The following is a 19450-nucleotide window of genomic DNA, read 5'->3' on the forward strand; positions in this document are numbered from 1 at the left end:
CAACCGCCCTCGCCACCCAGCCCTGAAAAGCGCCATGGACGAAGCCGAACGACTGCTCGAAATCGAACGACTGCACCTGTTGGATACGCCGCCGGAGCCGGTGTTCGATGCCATCGTCGCCTCCGCCCGCGCCGCAACCGGCATGACCATGGGCCTGATCAGCGTGGTAGCCGAAGACCGCCAGTGGTTCAAGGCCAACATCGGCCTTGAGGGCGTCCGCGAAACGGCCCGCGAAATTTCCTTCTGCACCCATGCCATACGCCAGGACGAGCTGTTCGAGATACCCGATGCGCGCCAGGACCCACGTTTCTCCACCAATCCCCTGGTGACGGGTGGGCCGCGCATCCGCCACTACGCTGGCATCCCTCTGGGCTCGGCGCACGGCGCACGTATCGGCACGCTGTGCCTGCTCGACCCGATGCCCGGTGTGCTGTCCCCCTCCCAGCGCGAACTGATGGTGCATCTGGCGCGGGTCACCACCCAGGTGCTGGAACAGCGCAGCACCCTGATGGCGCAGGTGGGCCAGGCCAAGGCGCTGCACCGCGAGCTGAAACGCAGCGAGGACTTCCTGGAGCGTACCAACCGTGCCGCACGGGTAGGCGGCTGGGAGATGGACCTGCTGACCAACGAGGTGCGCTGGACACGGGAAACCAAGCAGTTGCATGGCGTACGCAGCAACTTCGAGCCTACGTTGGAGACCGCACTCTCGTTCTATCGCGAAGACAGCCGCAATATCATCCAGGCTGCGGTAAAGCGCTGTATCGACGAAGGCGCTTCCTGGGAAGTACAGCTACCGATGACCACCGCCGACGGTCGTGCGATCTGGACCCGGGTCGTTGGCAGCCGGCAACAGGTCGACGGCCATCCGCGCCTGGTCGGGGCGATCCAGGACATCACGGACGAACGAGCCGCGCTGGACGCGCTGGAAGCGAGCGAAACCCGCTACCGGCGGTTGTTCCACTACAGCCTGGGCCTGATCTGCACCCACACGCTGGACGGCACATTGACCTCGGTGAATCCCGCGGCGGTGCAGTCGCTGGGCTTCGAGGAAAGCCAGATGATCGGGCGCAGCCTGTGTGACCTGATGCCGCCGGAAAAACGCGAGTGCTTCAAGGCCTACCTCGCTCGGATCCGGGCAAATCACACCGACGCTGGCGTGATCGAGCTGATTGCCGCCGATGGTACGCGTCACTACTGGGCGTACCACAACGTGCTCGACAACGAAGCCAGCCCGCCCTACGTGCTGGGGCATGCACAGGACGTCACCGCGCTGAGGATGCAGGAGCAGCAGCTGCGCGAGATGTCCTTCAAGGATCCGCTCACCCAGTGCTACAACCGGCGTTACCTGCACCGGCTGGATGAACTGATTGACGAGCGCTGGGCCTGCGTGATGTTCGACCTGGACCACTTCAAGCACATCAACGACACCCAAGGCCACCGGCGTGGCGACGCCGTCCTGGTCGAGTTCGCCACGTTCCTGCGCTCACCGCTGGGCAAGGATGAGACAGTGGTGCGACTGGGCGGCGACGAATTCATGGTGGTACTGGTCGCGCCTGCGGACGGCCGGTTGAGCGAACTGGAGCATTGGTACCAGGACCACGCCGCGCTCTCGCCCAGCGCGTTCTCGATGGGCGCGGCCATCAACACGCCCGGCGAGCCGGTGGCCGACACCATCCAGAAAGCGGACAGCCGCCTGTATCGCACCCGCGCACGGGTACGCCGCGAGCGACGCGAGGACCCCGCCGCGCGTTGATCACGCGCTTACCGTCACCCAGGCCGGCGCGTGGTCGCTGGCCTTTGCCTGCAGGCGTACCCAGCGGTCGACGCCAGCGTCCTTCAGTCGCTCCGCCAGTACGGGGTTCAACAGCAGATGATCGATGCGCAACCCACGGTCGCGCTCGGCATGCTGGCGGAAATAATCCCAGAAGGTATAGATCGTGGCGTCGCCGTGCACCTCCCGCACCGCATCGGTCCAGCCCTGCGCCAGCAGTCGTTCAAAGGCTTCGCGCACTTCAGGCTGGAACAGCGCATCGCGGCGCCAGGCCTTCGGGTCATAGACATCGGCGTCCGTGGGAATCACGTTGAAATCACCCAGCAGCAGCGCCGGATGCGGCAGCTCGACCAGGCTGCGCGCATGCCGGATCAGGCGCTCCATCCAGCGCAGCTTATAGTCGAACCTGGGCCCGGGCTGCGGGTTGCCGTTGGGCAGGTAGAGGGCACCCACGATGACCCCGTGCGCCGCCGCCTCCAGGTAGCGGCTCTGGGTGTCCTTGGGCTCGCCCGGCAATCGGCGGCGGCTCTCGACCGGCGTGGTCCCTCGTGCCAGCAGCGCCACGCCGTTCCAACGCGCCTCGCCCTGCCAGAGCGCGCCGTATCCCGCCTCTTCCAATACTGAAGCCGGAAACGCGGCGTCGGTCGCCTTCAGTTCCTGCAGGGCAACCACATCCGGCGATTCCCTGTGCAGCCAGTCCAACAGCTGCGGCAAGCGTGTGCCGATGCCGTTGACGTTGAACGTGGCAATGCGAAGCGTTTTACGTCGGGCCATGCAGGAAGACTCCTCGGCGCCGGGAATGAGCATTCACTGTGCGCGCCCGCGCATGCAGAGTCCGTGGATGCCATGTCATGACAGGGTGCCATCCGTTTCACGAACCGCTGCCACGGGCGACAGCAGGCTGGTCACCCGTGGCCAGTGACGGAGAAGCCCCAAGGCGGTGCGCCCGCTGCGCGCGATCTACCAGGTCGACCCCTACCTGTTCCGCGACAGCAATGGGCGCGGCTGGGGCACCCTGGATGGCATCACCGAAAAGCTGGACTACCTGCAGTGGCTCGGTGTCAGCCACCTGTGGCTGCTGCCGTTCTATTGCAATGCCGGCCGTGACGGTGGCTACGATGTCACCGATCACTACCGCATCGATCCACGCCTGGGTGACGAGGCGGCGTTCCAGCGCCTGGTCGATGCTGCCGACGCACGCGGTATCGGCATCATCGTCGAGCTGGTCATGCAGCACTCTGCCAGCGCCCACCCATGGTTCGTCGCCGCGCAGCGGGGCGACCCGGCATGGCGCCGCTGGTACCTGTGGAGCGACCACGTGCCCGACGACGGCCTGCAGCCCATGTTCCCGCCGAACGAGGCGTCTGCCTGGACTTGGGACGCCGAGGCAGGCGCGTTCAACCGGCACATGTTCTACCGGCACGAGCCAGACCTGGAGCTGGCCCATGCGCCAGTACGCGACGAACTGCTGCGGGTGATGACGTTCTGGATGCAGCGCGGCGTGGCCGGCTTCCGCGTGGATGCGGTCCCGTACATGGTCGAGCGCGCCCGCCACGCGGACCCGCGCGACGACGGGTTGTGGCTGCTGGAGGAAATGCGCGCCACGGCAGACGCACAGCAGCCAGGGCTACCGTTGATCGGCGAAGCGGATGTCCGCGCGTCCCGCTACGGTGACTTCCTGTGCCAGGGGCGGCGGCTTTCGCACCTGCTCGACTTCCATCTGAACAATCATTTCTTCCTGGCCCTGGCGCGCGGCGACGCCAGTGAAGTGGCCCGGGTCATGGCCGAATACGGACCGCAGGCGCCGCCGCACACGCGCCGCAACTGCGCCAGTGGCTGGCTGATGGTGATCAGGCCATCGGCCCAGCCCCCCATCCAGCGTGCGGTTTCCTCAGTGACGGCCGCCCCCAGTAGCGGCAGGGGAAGTGCCGGCCGGCTGTACAGTCGCGCCTGGCGCACCTGGAAGCCACCGTCGTGGTCGACCCGCTCGCCGCCCCACAGCCGCCGCATCACCTCGGCAGCATCGCGCAGCGCCTTCTGCCGCTCGCGCTTGGCTGGCCACGGCTGGCCGGTGATGCGCTCGTTCAGGGCCTCGCCGGTACCCAGCGCCAGCCAGATCCGGCCCGGCGCCAGCTGCTCCAGCGTCGCCGCTGCCTGTGCCACCAAGGCCGGGTGCTGGCGCAGCATCGGGCACGTCACCATGCCCAGGGTCAACGCGCTCTGCACCGCCAGCGCGCCGGCCCACACCCAGCTGTGGCCGGACTGCCTTGCGCAGCCGTCCACGGGTGGAAATGGTCGGAGCACATCAGGGCCTCGAATCCCGCCTGTTCGGCGCGCAGCGCCAGGCCCAGCAAGGTGGTGGGCGGGAACTGCTCATGCGATGCGTGGTAGCCGATGGTCATCACGGATTCCGTGCGGGGACTGGACACGATGGCAACACCCCTCCAGCTAAAACGGCGTCATGGAAACGAACGCTTCCTGCATCGGGCATCGACGCTGGGCTATCGCCGAAGGCTACATTCCGGCCTGGAGCAACGGCCCGTCACCGGAGATGCAGAGTCACGAAACATGCTGCGTCCTCAATGCCGGCAACGAGGACGCACATGTCACCCTGACCCTCTACTTCGAGGACCGCGATCCGGTGGGCCCCTACCGGATCACGGTGCCGGCGCGGCGCACCTGCCATCTGCGCTTCAACGATCTGCAGCATCCGGCACCTGTGCCGCGCGGCACGGGCTTCGCCACCCTCGTCGAATCCGACCAGCCGATCATCGTGCAGCACACGCGGCTGGATTCAAGGCAACCGGCCAACAGCATCATGACCACCATCGCGCATCCAGTGTGAAGCCGCGCGCGCAGGCGTCCACGCTGCAACGACACCGCGCCCTCCAGCCGTTTACCCGCTTGCAGGGAGACTGGCGCCGGTTTCCTTTCGGAGAGTGACGATGGCCCTGCCCGACTACCCACGCCCGCCCTTCCCGGCCCAGCAGCAATCCTTCCCCGGCAAGACTGCGCAGATGCAGCCCCGGCCGGACCACGGCGAGGACAGTTATCGCGGGCATGGCCTGCTGCAGGGCAAGAAGGCACTGATCACCGGCGGTGACAGCGGTATCGGCGCGGCGGTGGCGATCGCTTTCGCGCGCGAAGGCGCCGACGTTGCCATCGCATTCCTCGATGGCGAGCAGGACGACGCCCGCCATGTGCAGCAGCAGATCGAACAGGCCGGGCGCAAGGCCGTGCTGGTGCCCTGTGACATCAGCGACCCGGCGCAGGCGCGATCGCTCGTAGACCGCGTGGCCAGCGAACTGGACGGTCTCGACATCCTGGTCAACAACGCGGCCTACCAGCGCTACTACGAGCACTTCGATGACATCACCCTGGATGACTGGAAGCGGACGTTCGATACCAACGTGCATGCCGTGTTCAATCTGACCCGGCTGTGCGTGCCACACCTGCGCGGTGGTGGTGCGATCATCAACACGGCGTCGGTCAATTCCAAGCGACCGACGCCGAACATCCTTCCCTATTCTGCAACCAAAGGTGCCGTCGCCAACCTGACGCTGGGGCTGGCCGGCCTGCTCGCCGAGCATCAGATCCGCGTCAATGCCGTGCTGCCCGGCCCGATCTGGACGCCGTTCATTCCCGCAGGCATGGCCGCCGAAGAGGTCGAACAGTTCGGCGCACAGACGCCGTTCGGCCGCCCCGGACAGCCGGCCGAGCTGGCCTCGGCCTATGTGATGCTGGCTTCGGACAGCGCCAGCTACACCTCCGGTGCGCTGCTGACCATCTCCGGCGGCGCGGCAACACTGTGACCCCTCATGACCGGACTGCCCGCCTGGATCGAGGACTGGCTGACCGTCGTTGTGCCGGTGGCCGAGGTGCTGGCCATCCTCGGCGTCGCATGGGTGATGGTGCATGCCCTGGCGTGGCTGCTGGTGCAGGCGCGGGAGCGCGGCAGGCTGGCACCAGAGCTTCATGTGGGCCTGCGCCGCGGCGGTGCCTTGCTGCTGTATCTGGCGGCCGCGCTGCTGATACTGGAGCGACTGGGCGTGTCGCGCTCGGTGCTGTGGACCGCGCTGACCGGGTTCATGGCGGTCGGTGCGGTGGCGTTCTTCGCCGCGTGGAGCGTGTTGTCCAACCTGTTCTGTTCGTTCCTGATCGTCGCCACGCGCCCGTTCCGCATCAATGACACCATCGAAGTGCTGGAAAGCGTGGACAAGCCGGGCTTGTGCGGTCAGGTGGTTGATATCAACCTGATCTACACCACGCTGAGTGATCGTGGCGACGGCGCGCCCGGTTGCCTGCTGCGCGTGCCGAACTCGCTGTTCTTCCAGCGCATCACCCGGCACTGGGGTGACGGCGGCTATTCCCAGCTGCCAGGAAGCGTGCCGATCAAAGGCAAGGTGCGCTGAGTAGCTGTAGAGCCGAGCCCATGCTCGGCTTGCTGCGCGCAGCGCTCGGTACAGCGCGACCTGAACGGAGTGCAGCCGAGCGCGGGCTCGGCTCTACAGGTGCCATAGCGGGCGGCCCTATTCCGCCGCCAGTGCCTGGATAGGGTCCAGCTGTGCAGCACTGCGTGCCGGGAAGCAGCCGAAGCCCAACCCGATCACAGACGAACACACCAACGCGGCCAGCACCAGATAGGTACCCATGCGCCGCTTGGCGCTACAGGAACTCCGCCATGCGCTGCAGCTCGTCGTCCAGCGCGCCACCAAACACCTTGTCGCGGGCCAGCGACTTGCCGGCATAACCCACGCTCGACACCAACTCACTGTCGCGCACGCTCAGGTTGGCCCAGCCCACTACCTGGTCGTGCCACAGCACCGGCAGTGCGTAGTAGCCGTACTGGCGTTTCGGCGCAGGCGTGTACGCTTCGAACTTGTAGACCCAATTCCACAACAGCTCGAAACGGCGGCGGTCCCATACCACCGGGTCGAACGGCGCCAGCAGGCGCACCTGCTCGTCTGGCGCGTGCCTGCGCGAGCGTGGATTCTCGTCTGCCGGCCAGTACCAGGTGGTGCCCTCCAGCGTGCAGCTGGCCAGCTGCTGCTTGGCCAGCGCCAATGCCTTGCGGGTCTGCTCGGCCAGATGCGGTGCACCATAGCCCAGCAGGCGCACCAGATAGGTCAGGCTGGCCGACGGCAACGGCGCGTACTTGCGCACCACCAGATCAATCAGGGCAGCGGGGCGTTCGATCTGTGCCTGCTCGCTGGCATCCGGTTCGGCGTGCTCGGCCACTGCATAGATGCGCGTGCCACTATCACGCCGCTGCACCCGCAGCAGGCCACGGTAGTGCATGCCGTCCAGCAGATGCGTGCTGGCGTTGCTGGTGCCGCCCCAGTAGTTGGTCACCCGCCCATGCGCAAACGCCTGGTCGACCTCGCGCGGATGCACGCTGCCGCGCTCGCGCACGAACGCCAGCACCTCGGCCGCGCGGCGATGGGTCTCGGCGTCCCACTCGCGCTTGGACACGCGCGGGTGCATCAGCGCCAGATGCTCGCGCGGCAGGAAGCCGTAGTTCACCAGGCAGTCCTCTTCCACCGGCAAGCGCGCATAACGCCGTTCAAGATCACCCGCGCGATAGTCCTTCACCCGGTGCCGCAGGGTCAGATCCTGCGCGCGTGCCGGTGCCCGGATCGGGTCGGCCTGCACGAAGCCCAGCTTCCGGATCGCGGTCAGCAGCGTGGTCGGCTTGAACAGGGTGCGCGCCACCGCATAGCGGCGCAGATCTTCAAGGGTGGGCGTGGCTGGCATGGCCGCATTGTAGATCCACGCCATGCGTGGATGGCATCACGGTGATCCGTCCGCGTCCTCCGCATCCAACAACTGCAACGACCCGATCACCAGCGCCCGCATGCCCTGCTTGAACTCGGTGATCACCTGGCCTTCTTCGTCGTCCGCAATCGCGTAGATGGTGTCGGCACCGGCCATGCAATAGAACGCGATCGTGGCCAGCAGCCGGCGTGCCTTGTCCATCGGCAGGCCGAACACTTCGGCCACATGCGCCTGGTGCGAGGCAATCTTTTCCAGCATCGGCGCGGTCGCCACCGTGCGCCGCAGCAGGTATGGCGGCAACCCGGGATGCGCCTTCACCACCTCGCACAACGATGCCACGAACACCATCAGATAGCCCTGCAGACCGCCCGCCGCATCGGCCGACGCGCGCGGGATCTGCCAGCGCCGGAACACTGCCTCCGCCACCAGCCGCTTCAACGCCTCCAAACTGGCCACGCGCTTGTATAGCGCGGCCTGGGTCACCGCCAGTTCGGCGGCCACGTTGGCCATGGTCAGGTTGGGCAGACCCAGGCGGATGCCGATGTCGGCCAGGCGCTCGGGGGTGATGGTCGGTGGACGGCCGCGAGGCGGCACCGTGGTTTCGCGTTGCGTGTTCATACCCTGCCGAGGGTGCCAGCAAAGGGACCCTCTTGTCCGCTTCGGTCTCTTTAGTTTAATTTACTCAACTAATTCGGAATGCGTCTGGTTCGCAATCATGGCGCAGTCCGGATCGAGCCCGTGGCTCACTTCCCGCCAGGTCCCCACCCAGCCGACAACCCCGCGCTGCGCCCTCCCCCGTGCTTGCCGATGGCCGCGCGCCAGGCGCGCTCGCCCTCGCGATTCACAGGACCCTGGCATGACCGTATCCCCCTTCTACTCTTCACAAAACCATGCTGCCGCCGTGTCCTGCAGCCAGCCACTTCCACACGGGCTGGCCCGGCGCTACCGCGCATCGGCGCTCGCGCTTGGCCTGATGGCATCGTGTGCCGCGCTGGCCGAAACCGCGCCGTCCACCCTGCCCTCGGTGCAGGTACAGGAACAGCGCCGCGTGACCGGCGACTATGCCGGCGGCCAGGTGGCCGCCGGTGGCCGTATCGGCCTGCTCGGCGACAAGGACTTCATGGATACGCCGTTCAGTACGGTCAGCTACACCGAGTCCTTCATCCGCGACCGCCAGGCCAAGGACCTGACCGACGTCATCGCCGCCACCGACCCCACGGTGTTCAGCAACGGCGTCACCGGTTCCTGGAGCGAGAACTACGCAATCCGCGGCTTCGCCTCCAGCACCAGCGACACCACCTTCAACGGGCTGAGTGGCATGGCGCCCTACTACCGCACCTCGCCGGAAATGTTCGAACGCATCGAGGTACTGAAGGGCCCCTCCGCGCTGCTCAACGGCATGCCGCCGGGTGGTTCGGTCGGCGGCAGCGTCAACCTGGTGCCCAAGCGCGCTGGCGAGCAGCCGCTGTTGCGGATCAGCGCCAACTTCGCCTCCGACGCGCAGTTCGGCACCCATGTGGACATGGGCCGTCGGCTCGGCGCGGACAAGCAGTTCGGCGTCCGCTTCAACGGCGCGTACCGTGATGGCGATGGCGCCGTGGGCAAGCAGCGCAAGAAGGTCCAGCTCGGTTCGCTGGCACTGGACTGGCGCGGCGAACGTGCGCGGCTGTCGGCCGATCTGTACAGCGCCGATGACCGTGTTGACGGCCCCGCACGTGGCGTCGGCCTGGCACCCGGCGTCGCCATTCCGCGGCCGCCGCGTGGCGATACGCTGATCAACCCGGACTGGGCCTACGTGGACAGCCAGGACAAGGGCGCGATGCTGCGCGGCGAACTGGACATCAACGATACCCTGATGGCCTACCTGGCCTACGGCACCAGCAGGACCGACTACCGCTACAACGGTTCGATCAGCGCGCAGATCCTCAACCCGGCCGGCGACTTCACCACGGTGATCGGCCAGCTCGCCTTCGATATCAGGAAGCAGTCCGGCGATGCCGGCCTGCGCGGTTCGTTCCGGACCGGCAGCGTCGGCCACCAGTGGGCTGCCAACGTGACCCACTACCAGCACACCCAGAACGACTACGGCCGCCGCAGCGTGCCAGGCTGGGACTGGACCACCAACCTGTACAACCCGGTTTGGGGCCCGGCCGCGCCGTTCGTGGCGCCACACATCTCGCATACCGAACTGCAGCTGGACAGCCTCGGCGTTGCCGATACCCTGTCCTTCGCCGATGAGCGCGTGCAGTTGACCCTGGGCGTGCGCCGCCAGCAGGTGGTCAGTGAGACCTTCAACGTCGCCACGGGTGCACGCACCTCGCGCTACGACGAGAGCGCCACCACCCCGGCAGCGGCGCTGCTGGTGAAGGCCACCGACACGATCTCCCTCTACACCAACTACATCGAGGGCCTCAGCCAGGGCGCCACCGCGCCGATGACCGCCGCCAATGCCGGCGATGTATTCGCGCCGTTCCGCACCAGGCAGAAGGAGCTGGGCCTGAAGCTGGACCTGGGCCGCTTCGCGCACACCTTCAGCCTGTATGAAATCAAGCGCCCCAGCAGCTACACCGACCCGGTCACGAATATCTTCTCGTTCGGCGGCGAACAGCGGAACCGGGGCGTAGAATGGGGCTTCTTCGGCACACCGATGGACGGCGTGCGCCTGCTCGGTGGCGTGGCCTATGTACAGCCGAAGCTGACCCGCACGGCTGGCGGCGTGAATGAAGGCCGCATGGCCACGGCAATTGCGCAGCGGCAGGCCAAGCTGGGCGTGGAGTGGGATGTGCCCGCGCTGGAAGGCCTGACTCTGACTGGTAATGCCACGGCGATGTCGAAGCAGTACATCAGTGCCGACAACCGCCTGTCGGTGCCGGGGCGCACGTTGTTCGACGTGGGCGCGCGCTACAGCACCACACTGGCCGGCAGGCCGCTGGCGCTGCGCGCCACGGTGAACAACGTGACCAACAAGGCGTATTGGGGCATGCCGTTGCTTTCCAGCCTGGCGCTGGGGGCACCGAGAACGGCTTTGTTCTCGGCAACCATGGATTTCTGAGAAGTTATCCACGCGTGGCGTGGATCTGCTGTGGAGCCGAGCATAGACTCGGCTCTCCAGCAGCAGCCGGGGTCAGATCCCCTTGCCTTGGCAAGGGGATCTGACTCCGATGCAGGCTCACTTACCAGGCCATGCGCAAACCCACTTCGCCGCCCACGTTGCGATAGCCGCGGTCACCGCGCTGCACGCTCAGGCCGCCCCACGCCCCCCAGCGCTGGCCCAGCTTCAGCTCGGCACCGGCCTGCACTTCGTAGCGGTTGCGCGGCACGTCCGCCCCCAGTGTGTCACCGTTGAACTGCAACGTACTGGTGCCGCTGCCACGCAGCCAGTTCACGCCCAGGTACGGCTGCACGGTGTTGCCGGCGGCAGTGCCATGACCGAACACGCGCACGCCCAGGCGCCCGCTCAGGCCACCGGCATCGGCGTGGTCGATCACCGTGCCATTGCTCTCCAAGTGGCGATCGGCGCGGAAGTCAACATGACTCAGCTGCAGCTGCGGCTGCACATACAGTGCGCTTGCGGCACCCTGCCACACGTTGAAGGTGTAGCCGGTCTCCAGCGACGCACTGGCCATGCGCGAATCGTAGTGCTCCGGCGCCAGGCCGATGCCCTGCACCCGGTTGTCGAATCGGCCGTATTGCAGGGTCGCATCCACATACGCGCCTCGCGTGCCATCGGCCTCCTGCAACCAGGTGCCGTACACGCCCACCGCGCTGCCACGCACCCGACCCTTGGCACTGTAGCCAGTCAGATCAGACACTGCGCTGCTGTCGGCGCGACCACTGCCCAGCATCACCCCGGCAGCCGCGTTGCCACGCCGCAGCAGGTCAGTACCGATCTGCAGCACCGAGGTGTTGCCGTTGGCCAACAGCTGGCCACCCACCACGGTGAAGTTGGCCTGACCATGCCCGAACCGTGCCCAGGCATTGCGTGCATCACCTCCATCCAGGCTGCCCAGCCGATCACTCAGCCGGTGGCTGAACATGCCCAGCGCAGCGATTTGATTGGCCAGGTAGACACCGGCCTCCGGGCGCAGCACAGACGGCGGAGTGACCGGGTCAACCGGGTCAACCGGCTCGATCGGCGCACAGCCCGGCGCCAACGGATCGACCTGGCACGGATCGGGCGTCGTCGGCAATTCGGAACGCAGGAACCAGTTGCCTTCACCGCCGGCCACACCACCCTTGTGCAGGAAATACTCGTTGGTGCCGGCAACGGTACGCCCAGCAAGCGTATAGCTCGCATCCGACCTGCCATCGACCTGGATCACGGTGATGCCTTCAAGCGTCGCTGCACCCACACCGCCGACGTTGGACACGTAGACGCGCGCATCGCCATGGGTGTCACCCACCACATGCAGGCGATCCACGGCCGAGTCATCGCCTTCCAGCGCCCCACGGAAGTAGAGGTGCGCATCCTCCGTATGCAGATCACCCTCAACCGTCAGCGAGTTGAAGCGCGCTCCCTCGGAAAGATGCAGCGCACTGCTGCGGACACCAAGCGATCCGACACGCGAATCTCCACTCAACGCCCAGGTACTACCATTCTCCAGCCACAACGAACGCACGGCGTCCGAACGTCCCGTCCACGTTGACGCACCGGACAGCCGCACGTGCAGATCCGCCGCCGCGCCGACAGGGCTCGAGGTAACGCCCGGTGCCGAAACAATATCGCCGCGGATTTCCGAGCCTCCGCTCAGCACGACATCGACGCGTCCGGTAGCTGCTGGATCCCGGGATACCGCTGTGCCATTCCCGCCATACAGGAATGCGCCGTTGGACAGTTCAATACGGGTGTCGCCGCTACCTTCAATGCGCACTGCGCCATGCTTTTCACTGAAAACCACCGTGCCATCCAGCTGCAGCTGGCTGGCATCGCGCAGTACCGCGCCCCACGCGCCTGCCCCCAGAGCCATCACATCAGTGCGTTGCAACTGGACGTGGCTGCCTCCTGTGGCGACGATACCGTGTGCCGCATTTCCCGAGGTCTGCACTGTCGCCTGCGACAACGCGAGCTGCGCGTTGTCCAGGTCGACACCCCTTGCGGCGTCACCGCGGGTTTCAATGGCGATCTGCGTTCCATCGAACCCCGCCGCCACTGCCGCAATACCCGCCGCGTCATGACCCGTGGTCAGAATGCTGCTGGAGCGACCCAGGAACACGGCGCTGCCCGCTCCCTCCACGCGCACGCCGGCAGCTTTCTCACCCTGGGTTGACAAGTGGATGCCGTCGTCGCCCAAGATCATGCCGCCATTAAGTGCATGGAAGGCGTGCTGGGCAGGATCAGTGGTGACATAGTCACCCGCTGCAGGCATTTTGAAGTCCTCACCCGCGATGCTGCCATCAGCGACAACATGCTGTGCCATGGCCAGCGGGATGTGAAACAGGATGCCGGCCAATGAGGCGGCAAGGAGATGACGAGGTGGCGCCGAACGCATCAATGCTTCTACTTGTTGTGTATCCGGAGAAAAGGCGGATTTCAGAAGCGGCCACTGTGTCAGTTCACCCAGAGCATCTGAATACAACTTGTTTCAAAGTTGATCACGACAAACTATGGCGATCTACGCCATTCATTGTCAGCTACCGCTGATTCGTCGCACCCAGACAGACATCACCAGGCCATGCGCAAACCCACTTGGCCGCCCACGTTGCGATAGCCACGGTCACCGCGCTGCACGCTCAGGCCGCCCCACGGCCCCCCAGCGCTGGCCCAGCTTCAGCTCGGCGCCGGCCTGCACTTCGTAGGCGGTGTGGTCGTATTCGCCTTGGCGATAAGACCTGACGCGTCCGGCGAAATGTTGCCTGCGTACAGCCCCGTCGAAGCCTCGCCGGAGATCCGCAGGTGCGACCGGCCGATCCTTGCGCCGTCCACATGGTTGCTGGCCATCACCACGGCGTCGGACATCATCCCTCTAGTCTCGACCGGGCTGTCGTCCATCACCAGATAGCCATGGTGATGATGTCCATCTCCACGCCAGGCCAGCGATCGCGACTGCCGATCACGGTGGCGTCGTAGACCTCCAGCGACCGATCGAACCAGAGACCGTGTGCGGCAATCTCAACGCCGCACAGGTAGGACACCTCTACAGCCGGATCACCCGGATCTGCCGGGCGCGGAATGCTCGGGCAAGGCACGCCGGGAGGAGCGGCGGCCACCGATGCTGCGGGCAGAACCAGGGCCAGCACCAGTGCTGCCGCCAGAGGCTGTCGGGTGAGGTTGTTCATGGCGTCCAGGAATCGAAAAGTGTTAGGCCCGGAAACTTTCGCGCCGTACGCCACCGAATGCCATGCAACTTGCTGCAAATCCATCCGCACTACGAACGCTGCAGCCAGCTAAACAAGACACGCCCCATCGCGATTGTCTTTTCTCGCAGTACGCCCGCACAACGCGGTTGCTGTAGCGCTGAGCCATGCAAGGCTCCGTCTGGTCCGGTGAGCCGAGCGCGGGCACGGCTCGACGGATCGTCAGGCAATTCGCGAACGCCATCCACGCATGGCGTGGATCTACAAAAGTGCACTATCGGATTCGTACGAATCCGATAGTGCCCTTCCCGGCCGTACTCCACCATCGGCGTGACCCTCCCCACGCGGTGGTGCCATGCGCCTTCCAGCCTTTCCCTCGTTCACCACGTCGTTGCGACATGTGCTGCTCGCAACACTCCTGCTCGTACCCCCGCTGGCAACCGCCGCCTCGGTCTGCGTCATGCGCTCGGGTGAGCGCCTGCTGCTGGTGCAGGATGTCACCTCGCGCTGGCAGCTGCCTGGCGGAACGGCAGAACACGGTGAATTGCCGCAACAGACCGCCGCCCGCGAAGCGCTGGAAGAAGCTGGGTTTGCCGTCGCCACCACCGACCTGCTGGACGACAGGGCGGGTGTGCATGTGTTCGCCTGCCGTGCCCTCGAACCCGTCCAGGTGCACGGCAATGCGGTGAATGTGCTGGATGCGCCGCACCTCGGGCGGGAGATCATCCAGGCGCGCTGGGTCAGCCGTGACGAAGCCCGCCAGCTGCGCACGCGCTTCCCGCAGCAGCTGGAGCACGCGTATCAGCGCCTGCACGCAGTAGCCGAGAGTGAAGTACGCCCCGTCGCGCGCTTCGGGGCCGCCTCGGCCTTCCGCCAAGCGGAGCTGGATCGCGTGCACCGCACCCAGCAGTGGCCGGTGCGCGGGCTGGCGATGATCGGCAACGTCCTGGGCGAATTCTGGTTCTATCTGCTGGCAATGCCCGTGTTGTGGGTTGCGTTCGGCGCGCAGGCATCCCGCCTGATGCTGATGGCGTTGATGGTGGTCACGCTGGCCGTGCAGAGCATCAAGGTCTTCGCACCGGTGCCACGCCCCTTCAGCTTCGACGCCACGCTCAGCCCGGCCGGTGCCGCCGGCCCTTCCCTGCCCAGCGGGCACACCACCAGCGCCACCTGCTTCTTCGTGCTGGTCGCGCTGTGGTTGTTGGCACGCCAACACATCACCGGAAGGTTCAAACGCTCGGCAGTGCTGGGTATCGCGCTGCTGGCCGGGGTGATCGCCGGAATGGCCCGGGTCTGGCTGGGGGTTCACTATTGGAGCGATGTTGCTGCAGGGTTGCTGTTGGGTGGTGCGATCGCGGCTGGAATCCATGCGCTGGGGACATCGCTGGCACGCCACGAACACCCGGCGGTGCGCGAGCGGATCTGCTGGGCTGCCATTGCCTGCGTCAGCCTGGCCGTGGGTGTGGCCTGGCAGGCCATGCCGCTGCTATTGCCGTTCTGCGTAGCAGCCGCCTGCGCGGTACTGCCGCGTGCAACCCGGGAGCGAGCGTCGATGCGCTCGGCAGCATGGCTGCTGGCCGGCCTGCTGGTGCTGGGTGGCGTGTGCCTGCCGATGGCACAGCGCGCCGAACCGTTCGTGCTTGCGGCCGGCCTGCAGGCGCTGGTCTACGCGGGGCTGGGCGCGTGGGTGGCGTGGGGTGCCAGTGCGGCTGCCGCGTGGTGGCCGATGAGGCACCCGCGGTAGCGGCCACGCATGGCGCCCAGCCATGCTCGGCTGCGTTTTGTCCGGCTCTACATGAACGGCATCCACGCATGGCGTGGATCTACTCGGGATGCAGGCGGTAGATGGCGTGGCTGGTCAACGCCAGCGCGGCCAGCTTCAGACCTTCCATCACGCGATCGCCCACGTACTGTTCCGGGCCGCCATTCTGGCGGGCGCGTTCGGCCGCCAGCAGGATCTCCTGCACGATACGCAGCCCGGCCAGTGCACCGTCGGCGTCGGCCAACGCCAGGCACCGGCCCGGCAGCTGATGGCGCTCGGGCCAGGGCTGGCCGTCTGCAGCCGCGCCCAACCCGATGCGATGCAGCAGGGCCGTCAGGTTGTTGGGATCGGGCGGGATGTCGTGCCCCTCATCGGCATTGGCCGGGGCGCGCTGATGGGGAAACTCCGATGCGTTCATGGCAGGTCTCCGTGCAAGGCATGCGGGACCACCGCCCTTAACAAAGGCGGCGGACGGTACGTGTGTGGAAACCGGTAGCTAAGCGTCATTACCCGGTGGGTTCGCTTGCGCGCACCCCACGTACCGCCCGCCATGGAACGCGAACGGAATGCCAGCCGGCGCCGCGCAAGGCGACGCCGGCTGGCAAGCGTAAACAACGCATAGCTAAACGGGTTTCCACACCCGGCCACCCTTTTCCGGCGGCAATCCATCATGTGCACGGCGGGGTGGCAGGCGCCAACAACCCACGTGCAAAGACAGCAACGTTCACGCAGTGGCAGCATTGTCGCATATCGACAATCGAGCCGAAGATTCAACAACTTGCACCATGCCGATGGCGGCATGCTTCACCCGCATCGGCACCGCGCATTCCTTGACCGCATCCGGCATTCAAGACAGGCGACGCGCCAGTTGCGACATTACGCAAGCAGATAGGCAATCAACGCCAGCACCGCCAGATGTCCCACGTAGTACCCGTAGAACACCCACCGCCAGCGCGGCAGTGGCCAATTCACCCGCGCGGCCAGCAGCACCACCGGTATCGCCAGCAGCGCCCAGCCGTTGTGGTTCGCCCAGCACACCGCTGCGAGCCCGGCCAGCAACAGCCACCGCGCGCGATGCCGGAACGCGATCCAACCCACCAGCACGCAGCCGACACCCGCCCACTGGTAATCCACGAACATCGGCAGCACGCCGGCAGCCAGCAACAGCAGAACGGGCCGATGGTTCGCCAGCGCATGAACGGCCACGGCCGCCAGCGTGAAGGTAAGCAGGATGTTGAGCGGCAGCCAGGAACCAAACGCGAATGCGTGCACTGGCTGGGCGATCAGCCCCCAAAGCACGAGCCGGCGTATCGATTTGCGCAGGTCGGCCCCGGGCTGGGCCAGGTTGCAGGCCATCACCAGCGCGAACAGCGGGAAGGCAATACGCCCCAGTTCGCTGACCACCGGCACGTAGCCGCCGAAGGCCACCTTGGCCACGTGATCACCCGTCATGGCCAGCAGTGCGACCCACTTCAGCAGCTCGCGCGCGCCGCTGCCAAGGGTGAAGTTGAAGGTTGACGTCCCTGTCGTGGTCGCTTGCATCGCGGAAGCTTATGCGCATCGGCCAGCCCATTTCCAGCGCCGCGCAGGAGCCCGTCGCTGCAGCCCGCAGGTGGCGGCGCTATGCTGGCCGCCCCTGCTTGTGAGACACCCGCCATGCGCACCCTGTACCCCGCCATCGAACCCTACCGCGAGTTCACCCTGAAGGTGAGCGATCTGCACACGCTGCATGTCGAAGAGTGCGGCACACCGGGCGGCATTCCGGTGGTGTACCTGCACGGCGGCCCAGGCGCGGGCATTTCACCCACCCATCGCCGCTTCTTCGATCCGGCACGCTACCGCATCGTGTTGATCGACCAGCGCGGCAGTGGCCGTTCCACGCCGTTCGGCGAGCTGCGCCACAACACCACGCAGGACCTGGTGGCCGACATCGAGAAAGTGCGTGAGCACCTGGGCATCGAGCGTTGGCTGGTCTATGGCGGCTCCTGGGGGTCGACCCTGTCACTGGCCTACGCACAAGCGCATCCCGAGCGCGCCACCGGCCTGATCGTGCGCGGCGTATTCCTCGGACGCGAAATGGAGAATCGCTGGTTCGCCGAGGCCGATGGCGGTGCGCGCTGGATCTTTCCGGAGCGCTGGGACCGCTACGAGGCCTACATCCCGGAAGCCGAGCGCGGCGACATGATTGCGGCCTACTGGAGCCGCATGGACGGCCCGGATGAGGCGACCCGCATCGAGGCCGCGCAGGCCTGGCTGGGCTGGGAAGACAACGCGGCAACCCTGCAGCACGACGTCGACGCCCAATCCACTGATGATCCGCTGGATACCTTGGCCAAGGCCCGCATCGAGGCGCACTACTTCCGCAACGGCATCTTCCTGGAACCCGACCAGCTGCTGCGCGATATCGATCGCATCCGTCACCTGCCGGGCGTGATCGTGCAGGGGCGCTACGACATCATCTGCCCACCGCGCAGTGCGTGGGACCTGGCCCAGGCCTGGCCGGAAGCGCGGCTGGAGATGGTGACCTCCGGCCACAGTGCCAACGAGCCGGCCACGGTGGATGCGCTGGTGCGAGCCACGGACGCCTTTGCAGACCGCTTCTGAAGCAGACGGGAGTGCCTGCCGCTGGCCGGCTTCCTGCCGTTCGAGGGTAGAGTGGACTGTTAGTCGACTGCTCTTGGCAGGAAGCTGAAGGCCCCGCGCTGCGCGCGATAGTCGACCAGCACACGACGCTACCGAGCCATCTCCGTCGAGCCACCTCCCCCAAGGCGTCCGCGCACAGTCGCTGCTGCGCGGCCCGGTGAATGGCGGCCCACCGGCAATGGTCGACGGACCCCATTCTTCGCAGCCCACTTACAGGCCCGCGCAGAAGATCCTGCCGTGACCACCGCACCGGTCGTCCGCCTTTTCTTCAGGAGCACGCCATGATCGCTTGTCGCTACCTTCCCATTGCACTCTCGCTTTGTGCGGCCCTGCTGCTGGGCGCCTGTTCCAGAACCCAGGAGGCGAGCAGGGCCACCGCCGCCGAAGACGTCACCGAAGTGAAGCTGATACCGCCCTATGACTCGCTTGACAAGGACAAGGACGGCATCGTCACCCTGGCGGAAGTCGATGCGGTGGCGCCGGACTGGGCCGAACGCCTGCATGCCTGCGATACCGACCGCAACAAGACGCTGAGCCATGGCGAGTACGACGTGTGCAAGCAGACCAGCGCTCCGCATTGATCCATCACTGAACCCTCGATTGGCGCTGTGCATGCCCGGCTATACCAAGGTATAGCCGGGCTAACCCACCGGCCTCTAGGCCTGCCCCGTTCAGGGGCGGACAATATCGCCACTGGCCAGGGCAATCCTGGCCGGCCCCCTCCCCTCATGGAGACGCAGATGGACCCCGACCCTTCCGGGCGCACCGCGACCCGTATGCCTGATTGCTGCCTGTTCCTGGCGCCTGCCCGCCGGTCCCTGCCTGCTTGAGTGACGGGGGGCCGCCAGGCGCCGCCTGCCTGGAGATCACCCCCATGTCCTACAAGATCCTTTACATCACGCTGCGCCGCCTGATCGGCGAGCGCGATGTCGCCGCGCTGCGCAGCCAGCTGCTGCAACACGGCCCCGTGATGTTCGCCCGTTCGCTGTCGCTCGGTTCGCCACGCGTGGTGGCCGACGCGCTGTCGCTGCTGCCGATCAGCGAACGCATCAACGTGCTGCGGCACCTGCCCTATCCCCTGCGCGACGCGATGAAGCCACTGTGCATCGGTGGCAGCCAGCGCCTGCGCATGCAGCCGTGGTCGCCGGCGGTGCTGGCCATGCGCCACGCCTGATCTGTCTCACCCATTCCGTTCGTGTTCCGGC

At 66.3% G+C, this 19450-nt stretch carries 20 protein-coding genes and 1 pseudogene; 11 read left to right on the top strand and 10 right to left on the bottom strand.

What is annotated here, in order from left to right:
• Positions 1-34: 34 nt before the first annotated feature.
• Positions 35-1753, top strand: coding sequence for a PAS domain S-box protein (locus RCF13_RS22450; protein WP_231352125.1), 1719 nt, complete (start codon positions 35-37; stop codon positions 1751-1753).
• Here RCF13_RS22450 and RCF13_RS22455 read toward each other — a convergent pair whose 3' ends face one another.
• Positions 1754-2545, bottom strand: a complete 792-nt coding sequence (locus RCF13_RS22455; protein WP_134967813.1) for an exodeoxyribonuclease III — start codon at positions 2543-2545, stop codon at positions 1754-1756. It abuts the gene before it with no gap.
• A gap of 166 nt (positions 2546-2711) precedes the next feature.
• On the opposite strand from RCF13_RS22455, the pseudogene RCF13_RS22460 reads away from it, so the two are divergent.
• Positions 2712-3422 (top strand): annotated as a pseudogene (locus tag RCF13_RS22460) (alpha-amylase family glycosyl hydrolase); the annotation flags it as partial.
• Between the two features lie 77 nt (positions 3423-3499).
• Here the strand turns inward: RCF13_RS22460 and RCF13_RS22465 are convergent.
• A complete protein-coding gene (locus tag RCF13_RS22465) occupies positions 3500-3973 on the bottom strand; it encodes an LLM class flavin-dependent oxidoreductase (RefSeq protein ID WP_331275682.1) in 474 nt (157 codons plus the stop codon).
• Positions 3974-4232: 259 nt separating this feature from the next.
• Here RCF13_RS22465 and RCF13_RS22470 point away from each other — a divergent pair, with 259 nt between their 5' ends.
• The 3 genes from RCF13_RS22470 (at position 4233) to RCF13_RS22480 (ending at position 6183) form a co-directional block, all read left to right on the top strand.
• Entirely contained in the window at positions 4233-4616 is a 384-nt protein-coding gene (locus RCF13_RS22470) for a sensory rhodopsin transducer (RefSeq protein WP_134967814.1), read from the top strand.
• Positions 4617-4716: 100 nt separating this feature from the next.
• Positions 4717-5583, top strand: a complete 867-nt coding sequence (locus RCF13_RS22475) for a glucose 1-dehydrogenase (protein WP_019659796.1) — start codon at positions 4717-4719, stop codon at positions 5581-5583.
• A 6-nt stretch (positions 5584-5589) separates the two neighbouring features.
• Complete coding sequence (locus RCF13_RS22480) at positions 5590-6183, top strand: mechanosensitive ion channel domain-containing protein (protein ID WP_308141559.1); 594 nt, start codon at positions 5590-5592, stop codon at positions 6181-6183.
• A 117-nt stretch (positions 6184-6300) separates the two neighbouring features.
• On the opposite strand, the gene RCF13_RS22485 is transcribed toward RCF13_RS22480, so the two are convergent.
• The 3 genes from RCF13_RS22485 to RCF13_RS22495 are packed head-to-tail and all read right to left on the bottom strand — an operon-like array spanning position 6301 to position 8164.
• Positions 6301-6423, bottom strand: a complete 123-nt coding sequence (locus tag RCF13_RS22485; RefSeq protein ID WP_260619799.1) for a hypothetical protein — start codon at positions 6421-6423, stop codon at positions 6301-6303.
• 13 nt (positions 6424-6436) lie between these two features.
• Complete coding sequence (locus RCF13_RS22490; protein WP_231352126.1) at positions 6437-7549, bottom strand: crosslink repair DNA glycosylase YcaQ family protein; 1113 nt, start codon at positions 7547-7549, stop codon at positions 6437-6439.
• Between the two features lie 12 nt (positions 7550-7561).
• A complete protein-coding gene (locus RCF13_RS22495) occupies positions 7562-8164 on the bottom strand; it encodes a TetR/AcrR family transcriptional regulator (RefSeq protein WP_134967816.1) in 603 nt (200 codons plus the stop codon).
• 238 nt (positions 8165-8402) lie between these two features.
• On the opposite strand from RCF13_RS22495, the gene RCF13_RS22500 reads away from it, so the two are divergent.
• Entirely contained in the window at positions 8403-10598 is a 2196-nt protein-coding gene (locus RCF13_RS22500) for a TonB-dependent siderophore receptor (RefSeq protein ID WP_134967817.1), read from the top strand.
• A 121-nt stretch (positions 10599-10719) separates the two neighbouring features.
• Here RCF13_RS22500 and RCF13_RS22505 read toward each other — a convergent pair whose 3' ends face one another.
• Complete coding sequence (locus tag RCF13_RS22505; RefSeq protein ID WP_308141560.1) at positions 10720-12816, bottom strand: autotransporter outer membrane beta-barrel domain-containing protein; 2097 nt, start codon at positions 12814-12816, stop codon at positions 10720-10722.
• On the opposite strand from RCF13_RS22505, the gene RCF13_RS22510 reads away from it, so the two are divergent.
• Positions 12817-12999, top strand: coding sequence for a hypothetical protein (locus tag RCF13_RS22510; protein ID WP_231352128.1), 183 nt, complete (start codon positions 12817-12819; stop codon positions 12997-12999). It abuts the gene before it with no gap.
• A gap of 314 nt (positions 13000-13313) precedes the next feature.
• Here the strand turns inward: RCF13_RS22510 and RCF13_RS22515 are convergent, their stop codons facing one another.
• Both RCF13_RS22515 and RCF13_RS22520 read right to left on the bottom strand, forming a co-directional pair.
• Positions 13314-13502 (bottom strand): hypothetical protein, encoded by a 189-nt coding sequence (locus RCF13_RS22515; protein ID WP_231352129.1) that lies wholly within the window; start codon positions 13500-13502, stop codon positions 13314-13316.
• 32 nt (positions 13503-13534) lie between these two features.
• Positions 13535-13822, bottom strand: a complete 288-nt coding sequence (locus RCF13_RS22520; RefSeq protein ID WP_134967820.1) for a hypothetical protein — start codon at positions 13820-13822, stop codon at positions 13535-13537.
• A 373-nt stretch (positions 13823-14195) separates the two neighbouring features.
• On the opposite strand from RCF13_RS22520, the gene RCF13_RS22525 reads away from it, so the two are divergent.
• The gene (locus RCF13_RS22525; RefSeq protein WP_235643206.1) at positions 14196-15584 is read left to right on the top strand and encodes a phosphatase PAP2 family protein; all 1389 of its coding nucleotides are present in this window, start codon (positions 14196-14198) and stop codon (positions 15582-15584) included.
• A 79-nt stretch (positions 15585-15663) separates the two neighbouring features.
• On the opposite strand, the gene RCF13_RS22530 is transcribed toward RCF13_RS22525, so the two are convergent.
• Entirely contained in the window at positions 15664-16020 is a 357-nt protein-coding gene (locus tag RCF13_RS22530) for a hypothetical protein (RefSeq protein WP_032962681.1), read from the bottom strand.
• Between the two features lie 458 nt (positions 16021-16478).
• Complete coding sequence (locus RCF13_RS22535) at positions 16479-17144, bottom strand: TraX family protein (RefSeq protein ID WP_134967822.1); 666 nt, start codon at positions 17142-17144, stop codon at positions 16479-16481.
• Between the two features lie 114 nt (positions 17145-17258).
• On the opposite strand from RCF13_RS22535, the gene pip reads away from it, so the two are divergent.
• From pip to RCF13_RS22550, 3 genes are all read left to right on the top strand, one after another.
• Complete coding sequence (pip, locus tag RCF13_RS22540; protein ID WP_061480318.1) at positions 17259-18206, top strand: prolyl aminopeptidase; 948 nt, start codon at positions 17259-17261, stop codon at positions 18204-18206.
• Positions 18207-18526: 320 nt separating this feature from the next.
• Positions 18527-18826, top strand: coding sequence for a hypothetical protein (locus RCF13_RS22545; protein ID WP_134967823.1), 300 nt, complete (start codon positions 18527-18529; stop codon positions 18824-18826).
• Between the two features lie 293 nt (positions 18827-19119).
• Positions 19120-19419 (top strand): hypothetical protein, encoded by a 300-nt coding sequence (locus RCF13_RS22550; protein ID WP_049410891.1) that lies wholly within the window; start codon positions 19120-19122, stop codon positions 19417-19419.
• Positions 19420-19450: the final 31 nt, after the last annotated feature.

Origin of the sequence: Stenotrophomonas maltophilia group sp. RNC7 (assembly GCF_030910085.1) — a bacterium.
GTDB classification, from domain to species: domain Bacteria; phylum Pseudomonadota; class Gammaproteobacteria; order Xanthomonadales; family Xanthomonadaceae; genus Stenotrophomonas; species Stenotrophomonas sepilia.